We start from the raw sequence: 19,128 nt of genomic DNA, 5'->3' as shown, positions 1-19,128 counted from the left end.
ATCAGTCAAATTTTAACTGATTTTTATTATTTTTTATCTTTATCAAGAAGATCATACATTGTTATTTTTAATTCTTTTGTTTCTTCAATTTCTAAATCTTTTTTAAATTTATTTTTATCAATTCGTTTCTTTTTTGGTTTTGTAAAATCAGCTTTTTGCATTGTTTGCTGTTGATTCTTCGTTTTCACATCTTTCAACCCAACAATGATTGTTCCTGGTGGTGCTTTTTCAATTGCTTTTAATCATGCTAAGCGCGGGTCTTCTTTTTTTTGTGGTTCTTCCTCTGCTGGGGTTGGTGATAATTTATTGAAGTTTTTATTTTCCGATGTCTTAATTTTTTTATCTTTAATTAAAGTCTCAACAGTTGTAACTACTTTACCAAGATTTGGTTTCGCTTTTTGTGTTACATTTTGCACTGGCTTGTTTTCTACTGGGTGATTGTTTTCTGCTTGTTCTTTTAATGCCCTTTGCACTTTTGCTAACTCTTTTTTCTCAAGTAAGATATCAACTGTTGTTTTAACCTTGCCAAAAGTTTTTAAAGAAAAAGATGATAATGGTTCTTCAACAATAATTGGTGTTGTTTTCTTAACGCTTTCTAATGGTGCTTCTGGCATTTGTTTTACTTTTTTCGTTTTTTCTTTTTTGCTTTTTGTGTTGTAATATGTTTTTGAATTGGTTCGGTTATTTTTAATTCAGCACTTGGTTTTTCTTGCTGTTTTTGGATCTCATTTGTTATTAAATCTACCTTGGTTTCAACAAGTTCAATTGGTGCTGATCCTACTTCTTTTGGTTCAATGATAGGTTCTATAGGTTCTAAAACTAGGTTTGCTTTAACAACGGGGTCAGTTTCATCATCGTTATTACTATCATTTAGAGAATTTGTTTTTTCTTTACTTTTTTGGTCCGGAGCTGACTTATTAACCGTAGAATTAACTGTTTTAGTTATATCATCTACTGGTTTAACATTATGATGTTGTTTTTTCTGGTCATGATGAAAAAGATGGCTTTTTGCTGGTTTTTCGCTATGATGTTCAACCATTTTTCTCGAATGAATTATTTTTAAATTATAATATTGTGGAATCAGAATATCAACAATGTTTTCAACACCTAATGGATCTGTTGAACGTTCTAATTTATGAACATTTAATTTATCAGTATTAAACAACATAATTTCATCTTGCTGATTTAACATGTGTAAGGTATCATGCTGTTTTGCCAGAAAAATTCATTTTACTACTTCAGTTACTTTTTTATTAACTTTAAACATTCTTGTTCCTTTAACTGGTCGTGTTGATGATGGTAGTTCTTTTATTGTAATTTTCTTTCCAGCATTAAGATTTGTAATAAAAACAAGTGTATCTTCTTTACAATATCCAGCACCAACAACAGTATCATCTCGTAAATTAATTGACTTAACCCCGGCTGTTCGTAATCCTAACGCTGGAATTTCTTTTGCTTTATATTTCACAATAAACCCATTCGCTGTTGTTACAACAACATATAAATGTTTATAAACTAATTGACTGGCAACAACTTCATCATCGCCTTTTAAATTAATCGCTTTAATTGCTTTACTAATTCTTGTTGCTTCAAAATCTTTTACTGCTGTTTTTTTAATCATCCCATTTTTTGTTGCTAACATAATATATTGTTCTGGTTTATTAAAATCATTTAGTAAAAAGGCACTAATAATCTTTTCTTCTCCTGGTAATTCGGAAATCGTGTTAACATGTTCACCAATATCTTTAATTCGAACGGATTTAATTTTATAAACAGGAATAATAACATAATTCCCTTTTGAAGTAATTAATAAAATTTTATCTAAGCTATTAGCTTGAAAATCAGCAATTCATAAATCACCTGGTTTACGTTTAAATTCTTCTGTTGCTAATTTTACCAGTTGGTTATTTTCTAAGGCTTTTAAATAACCATCCCGTGAAATTCAAATATTTAAATTTTTTTCAATAATTGTTTCGGTTTTTTCAATTTTAATTGCTTCGATTTCATCTTCAATAATGCTACGACGAGGACTATGAAATCTTTTTTTAATTAATTCTAATTGCCGAATAATAACATAGTTTAATTTATTAATATCACTTAAAATTGCTTTTAAATCAGCAATTGTCGCAATTAATTCTTTTTGTTCTGCTTCTAATTGTAAAATATCAGTTGAAGTTAAACGGTATAAACGTAATTGTACAATTGCTTCTGCTTGCAATTTACTAAAGACAAACTTAGCAACTAAGTTATTTATCGCATCAGTACGGTCTTTTGAATGGCGAATTGTGGCAATAACTGCATCTAAAATACTAATGGTTTTAATTAATCCCGCGACAATTTCTGATCGTTTTTCCGCACGAGCTAATTCAAATTGGGAACGATTAGTGACAACTTCGTGCTGATGTTCAACATAATAAGTTAAAATCTCTTTTAATCCTAATTGTAATGGTTGTTTTTTAGCAATTCCAACAACATTAAAATTATATGATACTTGTAAATTAGTATTTTTTAATAAAAATTTACGAACAATTTCAAAATTAGCTTGTTTACCTAGTTCAACCACAATTCGTAATCCTTCACGATCAGTTTCATCACGAACTTCTTTAATATTTAACCCCGGTTCATTATATTTAATATCATCAATTTTTTTAACTAAGTCTTGTTTAACAACTTCATATGGAATTTCAGTAATAACTAAGGCATTGTTTTCATTTTTAATTTTACTTCGAATAATAATTTTACCTTTTCCGGTTTGATAAGCTTCTAAAATCCCATTTTTACCTTGAATAATTCCTCCGGTTGGAAAATCTGGTCCTTTAACATATTTAATTAACTCAGTAATTTTACTTTTTGGTTTTTTAATAAAATGAATTGTTGCATCAATGATCTCATGTAAATTATGTGGTGGAATATTTGTCGCATATCCAGCGGCAATCCCCGTTGAACCATTAACTAATAAATTTGGGAATAATGCTGGTAATACAACTGGTTCTTGTTCAGAATCATCAAAATTGGGAGCAAAAGCAACTGTTTTTTTATCAAGATCTTGTAATAAAAATGATGAAATTTCACTTAATCGTGTTTCCGTATAACGCATTGCCGCCGCCGGGTCACCATCGATTGAACCGTTATTACCATGCATATCAATTAAGGGATAACGAACTTTTCAATTCTGTGATAAGCGGACCATAGCATCATAAACTGAAGTATCACCATGTGGATGATACTTCCCAATTACTTCCCCAACAATCCGTGCTGATTTTTTATAACTACTATTAAAAGTTAACCGTAATTCATTCATTGCAAATAAAATTCGCCGTTGCACCGGTTTTAAACCATCACGAACATCAGGCAAAGCACGATCCTGAATGATATATTTTGCATAACGGCCAAAACGTTCAGCCAAAATATCATTTAAGGTATAAATTAATTCATTTGTTTTTTCGCTATTGCTCATTTTTATATTCCTTTCTCTAACTTAAATTTCATCATATTGGGATTAATGACAAATTTTGGATAATCAATTTGATAAAATAATTTCTGCCCTAGGATTGTTAAGGTTCAACAATCTGATTGTTTATCATAAACAAATAGTTGTTGTTGATGTTTCAACAATAATAATGTTCGATAATATTCTAATGTTCGTTCATTAACCATATTCATTAACCTCGTTAAATCGAACAATTGGGATAGCATTTTTTCATTGTTTGTCATTACAAAGTTAGTTTGATCATAAATGGTAGCATTTGTTTTAATTAAATAATTACCCTTTTGTGCTGTCCAATCAACTTCACATTGATAAACAAGGCAACCCTCAATTAACATTAATTTATAACTTGTTGTTTTCATTATTATTAAATTCTTCTTAATTTCTGCAATAAAGTTTATTTGCCCATACTCTTTTCTTGGTTCTAAATTAGGAGCATCATTAATCTTTCGTAATGATATTAAGATTGTTAAAATATTATAATTATAGTAATTTAATTCCTCTTCAATCGTAGTATCTTTAAAAAAATTAACGCCTTTCTTTGTTAAGACATAGATGCCACTACTTTCCTCTAACACATAAAGTTTTTGTTGTTGTTCAGTAACTTTAGTTCAAAAGGCTTCTTTTGTTATTGTTTGTTGTTTTGTTAAATCTAAGCTTGCATAACATCAAGTTAACGTGTCGTGATCATCAGATGCGATGTCAATTGCATTAACAACTTGATAATCGCTATCACCACTATTATTTGATGTTAATAATTCTAATGTGATAATATCTTCTTTTTCTTTAAGGTTAATAATTAATAACTGAAAATTTTGATATTGGCTAAGTTTTACATTCGTTTAATTTAAATCAGTAATTAATGTTTTAATTGCCGGTAGTAACATCATAACCTTTATTGATTAATAATTGTTTGAAAATCATCTTCTAACGTAAACTTAACATTTTCATCAATTCAGTTTTTTCGTTTTCTAGCATCATCACCCATTAAAGTTACAATTCGTCGTTCTGCCATAAGAGCATCATCAATTGTTACTAAAATTAATTGGCGTGTTTCAGGGTCCATTGTTGTTTCTCACAATTGCTCAGCATTCATTTCCCCTAAGCCCTTGTAGCGTTGTAATTCAAACTTATCTTTTAAGGTGTTTAATTTTATTCTTAGTTCATTTTCATCTCAAGCATAATCAATTCTTTTATTCTTAGTATTTAAGATTTTAAATAGTGGTGGCAACGCAATATAAACCCGATGATTTTCAATTAATGGGCGCATATAGCGATAAAAGAATGTTAATAATAAGGTTTGAATATGCGCTCCATCAGTATCAGCATCAGTCATAATAATTACTTTTCCATAATTGGCATCTTCAATGTCAAAGGCATTTCCAACTCCAGCACCAATTGCATTAATCATTACATTAATTTCTTCATTATTCATTAAGTCTTGTAATTTTGCTTTTTCAGCATTAATTACTTTTCCACGTAATGGTAAAATTGCTTGAAAGCGACGGTCACGCCCTAATTTAGCACTTCCTCCCGCTGAGTCCCCTTCCACTAAAAAGATTTCATTATTTAATTTATTGCGGTTTTGGGCTGGTGTTAATTTTCCAGTTAATAATCGGTCACTATTTCCTCGTTTTTTATTATTTCGTGCCGCTTCCCTGGCTTTACGAGCTTCTTCACGAACATTCCGTGCTAATAACGCTTTTTCAATAATAGCATAAGCACTTGTTTTATTTTCTGTTAATCAAAACCCAAATTGTTTTGTGACAATTATTTCTACTGCTGCTCGAGCACCATAAGTCCCTAATTTCCCTTTTGTTTGTCCTTCATATTGAATTAAACTTTCTGGAACTTTTACCGAAATAATTGCTGTTAAACCTTCTCGCGTATCAGTTGAATCTAAGTTTTTATCATTTTCTTTTAATAATCCTTCTTTTCGCGCATAATCATTAATAACCTTTGTTAAACCACTACGGAACCCAACAACATGGCTTCCTCCTTCACTTGTTTTAACATTGTTAGCAAAACTAAGTAAATTTTCATTAAATTCAGTTGAATATTGTAAAGCAACTTCAACTTCAATTTCTTTTTCAAGGCCTTTCATCATTACAATTGGGGTAATGCTTTTTTTCCCCTCATTCATATAAGTAATAAATTCTTCTAACCCATTATTAAATAGATACTCAACTGTTTTATCAGCACGTTCATCTGTTAATGTAATTTTAACACCACTATTTAAAAATGCTGATTCACGAATTCGTTCTGAAATGGTTGTAAATGAAAAATCAATTACTTTAAAAATTTTTGAATCAGGTAAAAAAGTGATAGTTGTTCCTGTTTCATTTGTTGTTCCAATTTCTGTTAATGGTTGTTTTACTTGCCCACCATTACCAAATTTAATGTGTCAAATTTTTTTATCACGATAAATTTTAACATCAAAAACTGATGATAAGGCATTAACAACAGAAGAACCAACACCATGTAATCCTCCCGATGTTTTATACCCATCACCACCAAATTTTCCTCCAGCATGCAGAACTGAAAAAATAATTTCTGGGGTTGATTTTCCCGAAGTATGTTTTCCTGTTGGCACACCACGCCCATTATCATGAACGGTAACGGCATTATTTTTATGAATAGTAACATTAATTTCGGTACAATACCCTGCTAATGCTTCATCAATTGAGTTATCAACAATTTCTCAAACTAAATGATGTAACCCCCGCACATCAGTTGACCCAATATACATTCCCGGACGCTTACGAACTGCATCTAATCCTTCTAGAATTTGAATTGATGATTCATCATATTTTAAAGTTTTATTTTCTGTACTCATATTTTAATCATTCCTTTTAATTCTAATTTTTCACTATAACTATTATATATTATACTAGTTTTATTTACAATTATTTACAAAATTATTTCTAATATACTATATAATAGTAAAAGAGGGGTGACGAAATGACATTATACGGATATGTAGGAACAGTAATTGCTGCAATCATTGGGTACTTAATTGGGTCTTTTAGTTGATCCATTTTTATTAGTAAAACCCTTTATAAAATTGACGTTCGAGAATATCATTCAAAAAATGCTGGAGCCACAAATACTGGTCGTGTCTTAGGGAAAAAATGAAGTTTTGGTATTATGTTTTTGGACATGCTAAAAGTAACAATAACAATGTTTATTGCGTTTGGGATTAGTTGTATTAATATTAACGGTGTTAATTTTGGTTCAACTAGTTATTATTTTCCAGCTTTCTTTGTCTTAATTGGACATTCTTATCCAATTTATTATAAGTTTAAAGGGGGAAAAACAGTTTCTTCTTTTTTAGGACTATTATGGATGGCTAATCCCTACTATTTTTTAATTGCAACTATCGTCTGATGAACTACAATCTTTATTTGAAAATGTGTTTCTGTTTCTTCAATTTTAGCGGCTTTATTTACCGGTGCTTTATGTTGAATTCCTCAATTAAGCGGAATTAATGTTATTAATTTTAATGGTGATTTACTACAAAACTCACATGTTGTTTGAATGAATTACTTACATTATGTTAATTATAATAATTATTATGATAGTTTAGCATTAATTAATATTGTTATTACTTTAAGTGCGATTTTCTTAATTTTTAAACACCATCAAAATATTGTTCGTTTATTTAAAGGAACTGAAAAACCTTATGATTTTAAAGGAAAATCTGATTTAGCAACCGGAAATATTACAACCAATCCTAAAAATAATGCGGTTAAAAAAAATAATTAATAATTTATATTAATTATTTTTTTTGAATAGAAGTTCTTTAATTTTGTCGAAAACTCTTGATATTTATAAAATATACCTAAAATTAGGTATATTTTTAATATATAGAGGTAAATAAATGATGAAAAAAATAATTACAGAATTAATAAATAGCTTAACAGATGATCAATTTTTAGAATTTTATGAAAAAATAAAACAACAAGCAGACTTAATTAAAAAACAAAAACGTTTAAATGAAATTGATCAAAAATTTAGAGATAAAGGCATTATATGTCCTAATTGCAAATCTTTTCATTGTGTTAAAAATGGTCATAATTCCGAAGGAAAACAAAAATATTTATGTAAAAAATGTCGTGCTAGTTTTGATGCATTTCGTCATCATTTTACTTATTGAAGTCATTTAAATTATGAACAGTGAAATTTATTAATTCAAATTTCATTGTTAGGACAATCTAGTAAAATAATTTCTCGTTTTATTAAAACAACCCCAAAAACCGCTTGATATAATCGACAAAAATTAATGCAATCAAAACAATTAGAAAATACACAGTTAAAATTTAAAAAATTAAATGGTCAAATCCAAATGGATGAAACATTTATTAAAGAAATTCATAAAGGCAATTTTAAAGATAAATTTGATAAACGAAAAACTCATCTCGATCCATTTTCAACTGATACCAAATGCTGTATTCAAATGGCGGTTGATAGCAATAATAATATTTTTGTTCAATCCACCAATACCAAAAGATTACAAAAACAATGGATTATTGAAAATATGAATAAGCAACTAATTAAAGAAAAATCAATAATTATTTCTGATATGCAACCACTATATTTATTAGTAGCAAAACAAACAAATTCTACTCTATATTCCACCAAAACTAGTACAAACCCTGATACTAGTTATCAAAAGTTAAATAAGATTAGTAAATTACAATCCAGTCTTAAAGAAGCCTTAATTCATTATCATGGTTTGGGTTTCACTAATATTCAAAATTATTTAAAGCTCTGAAAATGAAAATACCAACACAAAGGTTTAACACCAAACCAACAATCAACGGTATTATATTTTAACGTTTAAAAAATTTAAAGCAAAATCATAATCTTACACAAAATTAGTTTTCAAATTGTCATATTGATGATTTTTTTTATTTCATCAAGAGTTTTCGACAAAATTAAAGTAGAAGTTTTATCCCCATAATGATAAAATGGTGTATAATGGAATCTTGCTTTACCAAAAATAAAAGTTCCATCATAGCCTCCTCCATTAGCATTAATTTTATCACTACCATTATAATCTCAATTGCTATTATATCATCCTGCTTCTTGTTTAAAAGAAAATAAACTAAAATCAGGGATTATTCTTGCATTATCCGCATTACTAAAAAGCGTAAATAAACTTTTTGGGACTTGAAAATTATTTAAACCGTTTCATTTGATCAAAAACACTACTTGGGATATGAATAATTTGATGATCAGAATATACTTCAATCTGATATGTTTCTTTAATTTTGTCGAAAACTCTTGATGAAATAAAAAAAATCATCAATATGACAATTTGAAAACTAATTTTGTGTAAGATTATGATTTTGCTTTAAATTTTTTAAACGTTAAAATATAATACCGTTGATTGTTGGTTTGGTGTTAAACCTTTGTGTTGGTATTTTCATTTTCAGAGCTTTAAATAATTTTGAATATTAGTGAAACCCAAACCATGATAATGAATTAAGGCTTCTTTAAGACTGGATTGTAATTTACTAATCTTATTTAACTTTTGATAACTAGTATCAGGGTTTGTACTAGTTTTGGTGGAATATAGAGTAGAATTTGTTTGTTTTGCTACTAATAAATATAGTGGTTGCATATCAGAAATAATTATTGATTTTTCTTTAATTAGTTGCTTATTCATATTTTCAATAATCCATTGTTTTTGTAATCTTTTGGTATTGGTGGATTGAACAAAAATATTATTATTGCTATCAACTGCCATTTGAATACAGCATTTGGTATCAGTTGAAAATGGATCGAGATGAGTTTTTCGTTTATCAAATTTATCTTTAAAATTGCCTTTATGAATTTCTTTAATAAATGTTTCATCCATTTGGATTTGACCATTTAATTTTTTAAATTTTAACTGTGTATTTTCTAATTGTTTTGATTGCATTAATTTTTGTCGATTATATCAAGCGGTTTTTGGGGTTGTTTTAATAAAACGAGAAATTATTTTACTAGATTGTCCTAACAATGAAATTTGAATTAATAAATTTCACTGTTCATAATTTAAATGACTTCAATAAGTAAAATGATGACGAAATGCATCAAAACTAGCACGACATTTTTTACATAAATATTTTTGTTTTCCTTCGGAATTATGACCATTTTTAACACAATGAAAAGATTTGCAATTAGGACATATAATGCCTTTATCTCTAAATTTTTGATCAATTTCATTTAAACGTTTTTGTTTTTTAATTAAGTCTGCTTGTTGTTTTATTTTTTCATAAAATTCTAAAAATTGATCATCTGTTAAGCTATTTATTAATTCTGTAATTATTTTTTTCATCATTTATTTACCTCCATATATTAAAAATATACCTAATTTTAGGTATATTTTATAAATATCAAGAGTTTTCGACAAAATTAAAGATATGTTTCAAAAAATTTCACAACAATTTGACTATAATTCATTAATTTTGTTTTTAAGCCTTCTTTTGAAATTGCAACAAGAACTTCCAGTGGTTTTCCAGCACCACCTTCAATTACACCATTTAACGTTAAACCAGCAACTGTTATTTTTGATAAATTAACAGTAAAACTAGCTAATTGTAAATCATTACCACTAATATTAAAGACATTTAATAATTTCATCAAAAATTGATAAAAGGTATCAGCGGTAACTTTACTTGCATTAAAAGGTCCCTCTCCCGCTCAAACATAAGCTGTGTTTTCTGGTCGGGAAGGAACAGCAACCCCACTTGTAACATCATTTAAAGCTCCCGTTTGTAATAACAATAATTCTTGGTCTGTATTTCATGTAACATATTTTTTAATATTTGCTAATTCAGGGTCATTATTAATTAAGGTTGTTAACTCTCTTTGCACAATATTGTCTAAATCATCATGACGTTTTGAATAATTAATATAAAAATTATCATATAAACTAGTAAATTCTGGGGTTTTATCTAAAATAATTTTTCCTTTTTCATTAAAAAAACGAACAATAACTTTTAATAATTTTGAGACAATTCCACTTTGTAATTTTTTTATTTTAGCAATATCATTGGAAATGGTATATTGAATAACATAATCAGACGTCATCACATATGTTTTAAACTGTACTTGAAAGCGAAACTTAAAGTCAATTCGGCCTGCTTTTAAACCATCTAAATCAGTTTCACCATTAATTTTTCCTAATGTTGCAAGGTCAATATAATTTAAAGTATAACTTGAATCATCTAATAATGTTAATGGTTTTGAATCAACATAATAGTTTAAGTAATCATTAATAATAGCATTATTAATGTTATTAAAAATAGCATTAAACTTTGTATCTAAAATATTTAAGACAGGTGTAACATCTGGGGTGTTTTTGTCTAAAATTTTTGCTGGTGAATCTTCACTAACTAATGGATATAATTTATCAAAATCAACTTCAGAGTAATCATTAGTATCAAGCATTGAACTGTTTTGTTAATATTCTAAAAAAGCATCATTTGCCCGTTTTGAAATTTGATCTAAAATTTCAATATCCTTAAAGCTCCCGTTATTGTCATCGGGTGGGATTTCATGATTAGCACAGCTAACAAGAGTTGCCCCAAAAGTCCCACTTAAATTAACAATTATTTCCTCCAAAAAGTAATATACTTTTTCTTTTTTATTATGTAAATTGTAAAAAAAGCAAGTGAAAACCTTATTTTGTTAAGATAAAATTTTAAATTCCTGATTTCGTAAAAAATTTCTAAACCTTACTGTTAGATTAAATCCAATTAAAATTGCCTGTAAATTATTTTACAGGCAATTTAGTTTTAGTTTAGAATATTTAATTTATAGTTAATTGTTTTTAAATTTATTACAGGTTAATAAATCCTGATACTCATGCATAGATAACAGCAATAGCTCCTATCTCCTATCGCTGCCAAAGCAGCTGGGACAGCTCGTGATTATGCTGTTACTGTTGTTTCTGATGCAATTAAAACTGGATACACAATTTCTTTGAAAGATGATGCAAGTGTTCGAATATTTCATACTCAACCCGCAGAAGAAAGTATTCCTGGATTTAAATTTGTTTTACTACGGTAAAATCCAATTCCAGCAGCAGCAACACCTAAACTAGCTGAAATAACAGTAGCAGCAATAGCTCAAGGAATGCTAATTCCGAACCATCATGCCGCAGCTCAAAAACCAGCGGCAGCAGCACCAGCAATTACAGCAAGCGTTGATAAAGTATTTTGTGAAATCATTAAATCTTTGTCAAATTGATCTAAAGCTTTTTTAGCATCATTTAGATTATTAATTTTCTGATTATTATTAGAATTACTATAAAAATAATTATTTCTATTTAATAAAGTGTTGTTAAATTATGATGTAACATTTATATTACTTGGAGTTTTATAATTATCTTTTTCACCAAAAGCTTGTGCTTTTTTATCAATTTCCTGAAGGAATTGATCAAATGTTAGGTTTTTACCTTTAATAATATCAATAAATTCAATTGACTTTTCTTGTGCTTTTTTAAGCATTTCTTCTGAGTTATTTGTTGAATTATTTTTTAGACTAAGTTGACTATATGAACTTGAATCTTTTGAAGTAAAATAATTTTTAACGCTATTTCAATCAACAGTTGAAAGATCAAGCTTTGTTTTTTGTACTTCATGGCTTTTATTTTCTGTGCCAGATTGTACAGTTGCTAATATTCCTGATGTCCCAATTGTTAAAGATGATAAAATAATTAATAGTGATTTCATATTTTTTGATACTTCCTTTTACTCCACCCACCCTTTTAATATCGAGAATATATAAGACCCCTAAGGAAGAAGTAAATTATTAAAACCATAGTTTAATTATATTAATAAAAAATATAATTCAAATATTTTTCCATAAAAAATTAAAAATTTTTCCATTTATAGGTTATTGTTAAGAATTATATATCTATGACATCTTTTCAGAAGGTCTTCTTTTGTTTGACATTTTTATCAAAAACAACTCTTTTTCTTACTATTGTTTAATCTTTTAAAAATTTCATAATTACATCACGAATTAACAGACTAGCATGGGGTAAATTTTTTTCAAATTGGCTATTTGCACTATCGCCATTTAATTCCAAATAATCACTAACAATTTTAATGCTAATCATTGGTAAATGATGCTTTGCTGCAACTTGAAAAAAAGCAACCCCTTCCATATCAACAACATCAATTTTGTCTTTAAATTTTGTTTTAATATGGTTAAAATATTCTGCTTTATCGATAAAAATATCACTGCTTCCCAAAACAGCTTGCTGAGGATCTAATATTTTTGTTTTAGCTAACGTTAATAACGTTTGATCACTTTGATAACTACTTACTTCACCAGGAATTTGACCAATTGCATATCCAAATGCTTGTGTATCAGCAAAAGTATAATATGCTTCGGAAATCAACAAAATCGTTAACAGTGGCATTGTTTTTTTTAAGCTCCCCACCGTACCAACATTATAAATTGTTTTAATAGCATAATCATTAATTAAGGTTGTTAAACTCATCGCCGCATTAACTAAGCCAATTTTACTAATTGCAAATAACCATGTTCCTTTTTGATACAATTTAATATTATCATATTTAATAATTTCAGTTGGCTGTAAGGCTGTTATTGTTGAAACTAATTCAGCTTCCATCGCACTAATAACTAAATTCATTAGATTATTTTCCTCGCTTTCATTCTTGATAAGTTAATTTAAGTTTTCTTCCTAAATGAGCAAGACCAGTTTGCATTACGGCACGGTCAAATTGCATTGTTAATAATGCTTGAAATGCTTTTGTTAAGTCTTGTTGTGCTAAAGCGCGATAACTTTCAACACCAGGATAATTTCGTTCCGCACTAATTTTATCCGCAATAAAAATTATCATTTCAAATAAAGTCATTTGAGGATGACCAACGGTATGTCATTTTATTGCGGACAAAATTTCTTTATCGGTAAAAAGAAGATCATATTTTAAATAACAATATCCTGTATACGAATGTCAAGTTGGAACTGGTTCTGTTAAAAAACTTGGTAAATATTTTTCTAAATAAGCTTCTTGTTTCTCTTTTGGTCACTGTTTTGTAATGTCATGATAAGTTCCGGCAATTAACGCTTTGTGAGGATCTAACCCATATCGTAATGCTAATTCTTGTGCTTTTTTACCAACATTTAAACAATGTTGATAACGTTCAGGATCCATCTTTTGTCCTAATCGTTCTGGCAAATATAATAAATTATTATTAATATAATTTGTAATTGCTGGTAACTGTAAAGCAACCTTTTCTCCTTCCCGTAACATTGTTGAAGATAAATGCAAATTATTAGTAAAAGGAATCAAAAGTGCTTGATATTGTTGTAAAATAGTTTGTTTAATTTGCTCATTTCGTTGAAAAATGATAAATGTTTGCATTTTTATTAATTCAGCAATATTATTCCATTTTCCTAACGTTTGTAATTGATCTGAACCAATCATAAAATAAAACTGATACGTTGGAAATTGCTGGTGTAACTTTAAAACAGTATTATAAGTTGTACTAGGTTTTGTATTTTCTAATTCAATTAAATTAATTTTAACATATGATAGTTTGCTAACTACTAATTTAATCACTGCTAATCGGTCGCTAACAGGAGATAATTTTCGTGTTTTAAAAGGATTTTGATTTGTTGGAATAATTCACACTTGATCAATGTCTGTTTTAGCTTTAACTAATTTAATCATAGCCAAATGATCGGTATGAAATGGATCAAAACTACCCCCAAATAACGCTATTTTCATTATCGTTGCCCCCATCACTTATTTTTTTGTTAACTTTACCCAAAATGAAAAAGAAAGAATAATTATTCATCTTTATTTTTAATTCCTAAATCAACCAAAACATCTTCAACAGTATCACGAACAATATGTTGAAATTGTTCAACGGATAATGTAATCGTAAAATCATTATTTTGCTTTACAACAGCATAATCTTCTTGGGCTAATTTTTGTTTAATTTTAGTAATTTCTTTTTTATTACCAGTAATTGCAATATTATCTTTTTTTGCTTGCTTTGATCTTGTTTTTTCTTTTGGTTCACCATTCTGATTTAATTCCAATTTATTATCATCTCGATGTGAAACTTTAATTCGATCCATAATATAAGCCATCCGGTCATTAAAATTACGTTCTTTAATTTGATTTAACATTTGTTGAAATTCACTTGGTTTTGATTGTGAACTATCACGAAGGTTTTTTAAACGTTCTAATCGTTCTAATAAGTTTTCATGTTCATTAACATTGTTTTCTTCTTTATATTTATTTATTTGACTACGTGCATTTTGAACAAGATTATGAATATTTTTAACATTTTTTTGATCAACATTTGGTTTGATGCTGGGTTCTAAATTATCTTCCATCACTACCGCGGTTGGTGTTGATGCAACAAAGCTTTCTCTAAAATCAATGCCGCTTGCTGCTTCAATGTCATCATCAAAACTACTAGCTGCAGCTAAATTAACGATTATATCCTGTTTTTTCTTTCTTTTAAATCACTTAAACATATCTCTTCCTCTAACTTCTACTATATATTATATAATAAATTCCAAAATTTCTTGCAGTTTTTTCTCACAATGTTATGATAATAATATAATTGACAGAGGTAGCTTATTATTTCTAATAAGTTTGAGAAATACTCTTAGAACCTGATCTAGTTAAAACTAGCGGAGGGAGTTCAAATTCATTATTTATTAATTTAATAAATTTAGTTTGATCCTCATTTTCACAGATGTTAATTATAAAGTTATTTGTGTAAGGAGATTTTTTTATATATGGAGCAAAAACCAATTTTTAAATGTACTGTAAAACAACAACGAATTGTTTTATGATACAATAAGTTAACAATTTTTATTCCAATTGGTTTATATTTAGGTTTTTTAATCACGCTCAGTGTTTTACCACTAACAACATTAAGCACAATTTTGCATTTAGAACATGATCAAAACTTTAAAAGTCTATGAGTTTTTTTTATTGCAATTTGTGTCTTTGGTTTAATGTTTAGTATTATATATACGATTAGTACTTGATTAACAACCTATGAGGAATATATTAATTATAAAATGCAATTTATTATTTTAAATTTTATTAGTCTTAATATTATTAATTTAATTAGTAATATTATTATTTATAGTTATGAAGTTAAGATTAGTGATGTTCTTTTTGCAAAAGCAAGCAAGAAAAAACGATTTTTAATTAATTTAGGAATTTGAAAATGAAAAACATTTGATTTTGTGATTATTGCAATGTTTGCTGCTGTAACCCTTGTCTTAGCGTTTTTAGAAACTATGCTTCCAAATTTACCACATGGTGGCAGTATTGCATTAAAATATATTCCCCTAACAATCATTGCTTTTATTCATTCAGCTTTAGCTGGATTTATTACGGGAGCAATTAGCGCATTAATGTCCTTGTTATTTATTCCATCAGGATTTATTGTTTCACCCTGATCATATTTACTAGATTATTTCATTCCAATGATTGTGCCAATGATTGCTGGATTTATGCGTTTTAAAGTTAATAATGATAAAAAATATATTACATATATCAATTATATTATTATTTGTTTTAGCATTATTAGTTTGATTTATGTCTCACAAGTTTTAGTGGGAGCTTTAATTTGAACAACGTTATTCCCTGATTCGGTTTGACCTGATTATACAAATTGATTATATTCAATTGTTTATAACTTTATTCATAGTTTTATTTTTACTTATCCAATTATGCAAATTGTCATTCCACTTGCATTACGGAGCTTAGCTCCCGTCTTTTGACAACGTTATTTAAAATATGAAGGTTAAAACCTTTAATAAAAACTAGGTGTTTTCTTCCCTGGTTTTTTTGTTATGATGCAGTTTTATTTTTTTAATAATAATTCTCATCATGTATCATGTACCCTAATTTTTGTTTGGTGGTGATAAATTGGTTTAAATAAATAAATTAGTAATAGTCCTAATCTAATGATTGGGATTCCTAAAATAAAACTAATTAAGAACTGTCATTGTCGTGCTAAATCTTTTAATCCTAATGCTCATGCAATATCACCAACAATATAATTTTCACCAAAATATTGGTTAAATAATTCAACAGTAACAATAACAATAATTCCGGTGATAAAACTAGTTTGAATTGCTTTTCGTGAAAACTGATAATTTGTTAATCCATATAAATAAACATACATAAAACCAAATAAAGTAAAAGTATGACCAAAATAAAAAACATAATAACTTCATTCTAACAATGTTGGTTGTTTACTTGGAAAAATTAATGTTAAAATTGGTCCCATAATTCCTAATGGAAAAAAAACAATCTAAAAAGATTTTATTTGGATAAAATAACATTATTAATGCTACTCAAGGAATTATGTAAAATGAAGTGCAAAAAATCTTATTAGTCAAATAATACAATAAAAATCATAAAAAATCAATTATAAATTTTTAAAAATCAAAATATTTATAGTTTTTATTTTATTTTAAGGAAAATTAAGCACACTAAAAAATAATTTATTAAATTACTTCAAATAAACCTATTTAAAATTATCTGAAAATACCTCTTTTGCTGTTTTTCAATTAAGAACAGGCCTTAATTTATCATTTATAACATTAACTACTCAATTTATTTTTTGTTGACTAACATTATTAAAATCAGTTCCCTTAGGAAATCATTGTCTAAGTTCAGAATTCATATATTCAATTAATGGTTTTTGTTGTGGTTTACCAGGGTCACAAAAATAAACTTGTGTTTCAGCAAATATTTCTAATTCTCTTCATTTACTAAATTCTTTTCCTCTATCAGTTATTATTCCTTTAATTTTCCCAAATAAATTATTACTTATAACAATATCTTTAAACTTTTCCACAACTTCATTAGCAGTATGATTTTTTAATTTCATAACAAAATAACTTTTACTATTTTGTTCAACTAAAACCAAATTACTAGATTGATGCTCTTTTCCAACTACGGTATCCATTTCAAATCAACCAACAGCAGTCTCTTTATTCTCAATATCTCAAATTTAGTATATCGTTGAGATGGAAACGGTGAACCAGAATTACCCGTTGTTGATAATGATGGCAAATTAAAATTATATACTGAATATTATCAAAATGTTCGTTCTTTTTTGCTTAAATATATTGATGTTATTGTACAAGAAAATATCCGAATTCAGCAAGGTGGTAATCCAAACTATGATGACCCAAATTTGGGTAGTGAAAGAATAATTTTTGATTTTGAAATTATTAATAATATGGAAAAATTAGATTGAAAACCTGATGTTATTTTAACTAGAAAATCAATTTATCGGATGATTTTAACAATTGATGAAAATAAAAATATTATTGCTGGTAGTTTAGAATTAACACATTTTAAACAATATTGGGATGGTAATAATGCAAATAGTTATTGGTATACTGATGATTTAGGTTTTTTATTTTCTTTCATAAAAGAAAAAGAAGATACTTTTAATTTTAGTGCTGAAACTTATAATTATTATCAAGGTAATTCTCCTAATATTGGTAAAATGGTTTTTGAACAGATGAAAGGTCAAATTGATATTAATAAATTTTTAAAAGCCTTTTTTACCCATGCTTTGGTACCTTTATTTCAAAATCGCAGTAATTTTATTGAAAGTGGTTATATTGATAATTTACAGTATGATACTGTTTTAATTAATTTTTTTGGTTTAAAATTGATTAATTTTAGAGATGTTTTAATTGATGAAACTAATACTAATAAAAATCAATTTGAAAAACTATTAAATAGTATGTTTACGGTTTCCCAAAATTTTTATAAAGATTATTTACGTACCATTTTTGATTTAGAAAATGATACTTATGTACAAGGATATAATAAAAAATATGGTTTATTAGCAAATAATGGTTTTAAAATTTATCCCCGTTATTTTTATTTTTCTGATAAATACAATCAATTAGACATTAAATTGTATTCAGCATTTAAAAATCGTTTTTATAATACTAATTATGGTAATGTATTTAATTATGATTTTTCAGTTGCAAATAATTATAATATTAATCAAAATGAAGGTTATATTTTTGAAGGTGCTTTAAAAGATAAATACGGTTTAAAATACAAAAAAATTGAAGAACAAAAAATCGGTTATAATGTTTTTGAATTACAAGCCCAAAAAGAAAATGATATGTACCGTTATTATGATTTTAATTTTGGAATTTATAACTGACAAGAAATAAATAATGGCGGGTTGTTTCCTGATGGACAATGATGACAAGCCCAATATGAAAGTTGTAGTTGATATAATTTAGCGTGTCATATAAAAAATGCTGCAATTTGAATTGTAAATAATATTCCCGGTGTTAAACAAGTAAACGAATTAGCAAGCGGTGTTGGTAAAATATTTCAAACAATATATAGTTTTTTTAGTCAAACATTTGAGGTATGAAAATTTAGTCCAGCATTATATAATACAATAACAAATATATTCCTATTAATTATCTTTATGAAGTTTGTTCGATTAATTTAAAAAAGGACTTGTTAGTCCTTTTATTCTTTTCAATCAATTATTAGTCATGTGTCTTTATTAATTTCTGGTATTTGTGGTTCATTGTTTTTATTTCAACGATATACTAAATTATAGTTTCAAATAAAATCTGAATC

At 27.3% G+C, this 19,128-nt stretch carries 16 protein-coding genes, 2 pseudogenes and 1 riboswitch; of the genes and pseudogenes, 4 read left to right on the top strand and 14 right to left on the bottom strand.

Annotated elements, in window-relative coordinates:
• Positions 1 to 26 precede the first annotated feature (26 nt).
• The 4 genes from AACK91_RS10405 to parE all read right to left on the bottom strand — a co-directional run bounded on the left by AACK91_RS10405 (position 27) and on the right by parE (position 6,323).
• Positions 27 to 614, bottom strand: a complete 588-nt coding sequence (locus AACK91_RS10405; RefSeq protein ID WP_338966450.1) for a hypothetical protein — start codon at positions 612 to 614, stop codon at positions 27 to 29.
• A 5-nt stretch (positions 615 to 619) separates the two neighbouring features.
• Entirely contained in the window at positions 620 to 3,457 is a 2,838-nt protein-coding gene (gene parC / locus AACK91_RS10400; protein ID WP_338966448.1) for a DNA topoisomerase IV subunit A, read from the bottom strand.
• A gap of 2 nt (positions 3,458 to 3,459) precedes the next feature.
• Complete coding sequence (locus AACK91_RS10395; protein ID WP_338966446.1) at positions 3,460 to 4,065, bottom strand: hypothetical protein; 606 nt, start codon at positions 4,063 to 4,065, stop codon at positions 3,460 to 3,462.
• A gap of 317 nt (positions 4,066 to 4,382) precedes the next feature.
• Positions 4,383 to 6,323 (bottom strand): DNA topoisomerase IV subunit B, encoded by a 1,941-nt coding sequence (gene parE / locus AACK91_RS10390; protein ID WP_338966444.1) that lies wholly within the window; start codon positions 6,321 to 6,323, stop codon positions 4,383 to 4,385.
• A 125-nt stretch (positions 6,324 to 6,448) separates the two neighbouring features.
• Here parE and plsY point away from each other — a divergent pair, with 125 nt between their 5' ends.
• Both plsY and AACK91_RS10380 read left to right on the top strand, forming a co-directional pair.
• A complete protein-coding gene (plsY, locus tag AACK91_RS10385; RefSeq protein WP_338966443.1) occupies positions 6,449 to 7,252 on the top strand; it encodes a glycerol-3-phosphate 1-O-acyltransferase PlsY in 804 nt (267 codons plus the stop codon).
• Between the two features lie 115 nt (positions 7,253 to 7,367).
• The gene (locus AACK91_RS10380; protein WP_338963247.1) at positions 7,368 to 8,330 is read left to right on the top strand and encodes an IS1/IS1595 family N-terminal zinc-binding domain-containing protein; all 963 of its coding nucleotides are present in this window, start codon (positions 7,368 to 7,370) and stop codon (positions 8,328 to 8,330) included.
• Between the two features lie 5 nt (positions 8,331 to 8,335).
• On the opposite strand, the gene AACK91_RS10375 is transcribed toward AACK91_RS10380, so the two are convergent.
• The 8 genes from AACK91_RS10375 to AACK91_RS10340 form a co-directional block, all read right to left on the bottom strand.
• Positions 8,336 to 8,698, bottom strand: a complete 363-nt coding sequence (locus AACK91_RS10375) for a hypothetical protein (RefSeq protein ID WP_338966441.1) — start codon at positions 8,696 to 8,698, stop codon at positions 8,336 to 8,338.
• 154 nt (positions 8,699 to 8,852) lie between these two features.
• Complete coding sequence (locus AACK91_RS10370) at positions 8,853 to 9,815, bottom strand: IS1/IS1595 family N-terminal zinc-binding domain-containing protein (RefSeq protein WP_338963247.1); 963 nt, start codon at positions 9,813 to 9,815, stop codon at positions 8,853 to 8,855.
• Positions 9,816 to 9,889: 74 nt separating this feature from the next.
• Positions 9,890 to 10,927: a hypothetical protein gene (locus tag AACK91_RS10365; RefSeq protein ID WP_338966439.1), complete on the bottom strand. Its 1,038-nt coding sequence runs from the start codon at positions 10,925 to 10,927 to the stop codon at positions 9,890 to 9,892.
• 482 nt (positions 10,928 to 11,409) lie between these two features.
• Positions 11,410 to 11,709, bottom strand: a complete 300-nt coding sequence (locus AACK91_RS10360; protein ID WP_338966438.1) for a hypothetical protein — start codon at positions 11,707 to 11,709, stop codon at positions 11,410 to 11,412.
• Between the two features lie 117 nt (positions 11,710 to 11,826).
• Positions 11,827 to 12,213 carry a hypothetical protein gene (locus AACK91_RS10355; RefSeq protein WP_338966437.1) on the bottom strand — a complete coding sequence of 129 codons (387 nt, stop codon included), beginning with the start codon at positions 12,211 to 12,213 and terminating at the stop codon, positions 11,827 to 11,829.
• Between the two features lie 257 nt (positions 12,214 to 12,470).
• Positions 12,471 to 13,142 (bottom strand): 5'-methylthioadenosine/S-adenosylhomocysteine nucleosidase, encoded by a 672-nt coding sequence (gene mtnN, locus AACK91_RS10350; protein ID WP_338966435.1) that lies wholly within the window; start codon positions 13,140 to 13,142, stop codon positions 12,471 to 12,473.
• A gap of 4 nt (positions 13,143 to 13,146) precedes the next feature.
• Positions 13,147 to 14,244 (bottom strand): nicotinate-nucleotide adenylyltransferase, encoded by a 1,098-nt coding sequence (locus tag AACK91_RS10345; protein ID WP_338966433.1) that lies wholly within the window; start codon positions 14,242 to 14,244, stop codon positions 13,147 to 13,149.
• 62 nt (positions 14,245 to 14,306) lie between these two features.
• Complete coding sequence (locus tag AACK91_RS10340; protein ID WP_338966431.1) at positions 14,307 to 15,005, bottom strand: hypothetical protein; 699 nt, start codon at positions 15,003 to 15,005, stop codon at positions 14,307 to 14,309.
• Between the two features lie 84 nt (positions 15,006 to 15,089).
• A riboswitch (TPP riboswitch) is annotated at positions 15,090 to 15,190 on the top strand.
• An 82-nt stretch (positions 15,191 to 15,272) separates the two neighbouring features.
• Here AACK91_RS10340 and AACK91_RS10335 point away from each other — a divergent pair.
• Positions 15,273 to 16,298, top strand: a complete 1,026-nt coding sequence (locus AACK91_RS10335) for an energy-coupled thiamine transporter ThiT (protein ID WP_338966429.1) — start codon at positions 15,273 to 15,275, stop codon at positions 16,296 to 16,298.
• A gap of 56 nt (positions 16,299 to 16,354) precedes the next feature.
• On the opposite strand, the gene AACK91_RS10330 is transcribed toward AACK91_RS10335, so the two are convergent.
• The gene (locus tag AACK91_RS10330) at positions 16,355 to 16,783 is read right to left on the bottom strand and encodes a hypothetical protein (protein WP_338966427.1); all 429 of its coding nucleotides are present in this window, start codon (positions 16,781 to 16,783) and stop codon (positions 16,355 to 16,357) included.
• Positions 16,784 to 17,023: 240 nt separating this feature from the next.
• A pseudogene (locus AACK91_RS10325) lies at positions 17,024 to 17,506 on the bottom strand (IS30 family transposase); the annotation flags it as partial.
• A gap of 9 nt (positions 17,507 to 17,515) precedes the next feature.
• On the opposite strand from AACK91_RS10325, the pseudogene AACK91_RS10320 reads away from it, so the two are divergent.
• Positions 17,516 to 18,994 (top strand): annotated as a pseudogene (locus AACK91_RS10320) (spiroplasma phage ORF1-like family protein); the annotation flags it as partial.
• Positions 18,995 to 19,128 lie beyond the last annotated feature (134 nt).

The organism is Spiroplasma endosymbiont of Sarcophaga carnaria (assembly GCF_964019595.1).
Classification (GTDB): domain Bacteria; phylum Bacillota_I; class Bacilli_A; order Mycoplasmatales; family Mycoplasmataceae; genus Spiroplasma; species Spiroplasma poulsonii.
The sequence above is the reverse complement of the archived record's forward strand: the minus strand, read 5'-3'. Positions and strand labels throughout refer to the sequence as shown.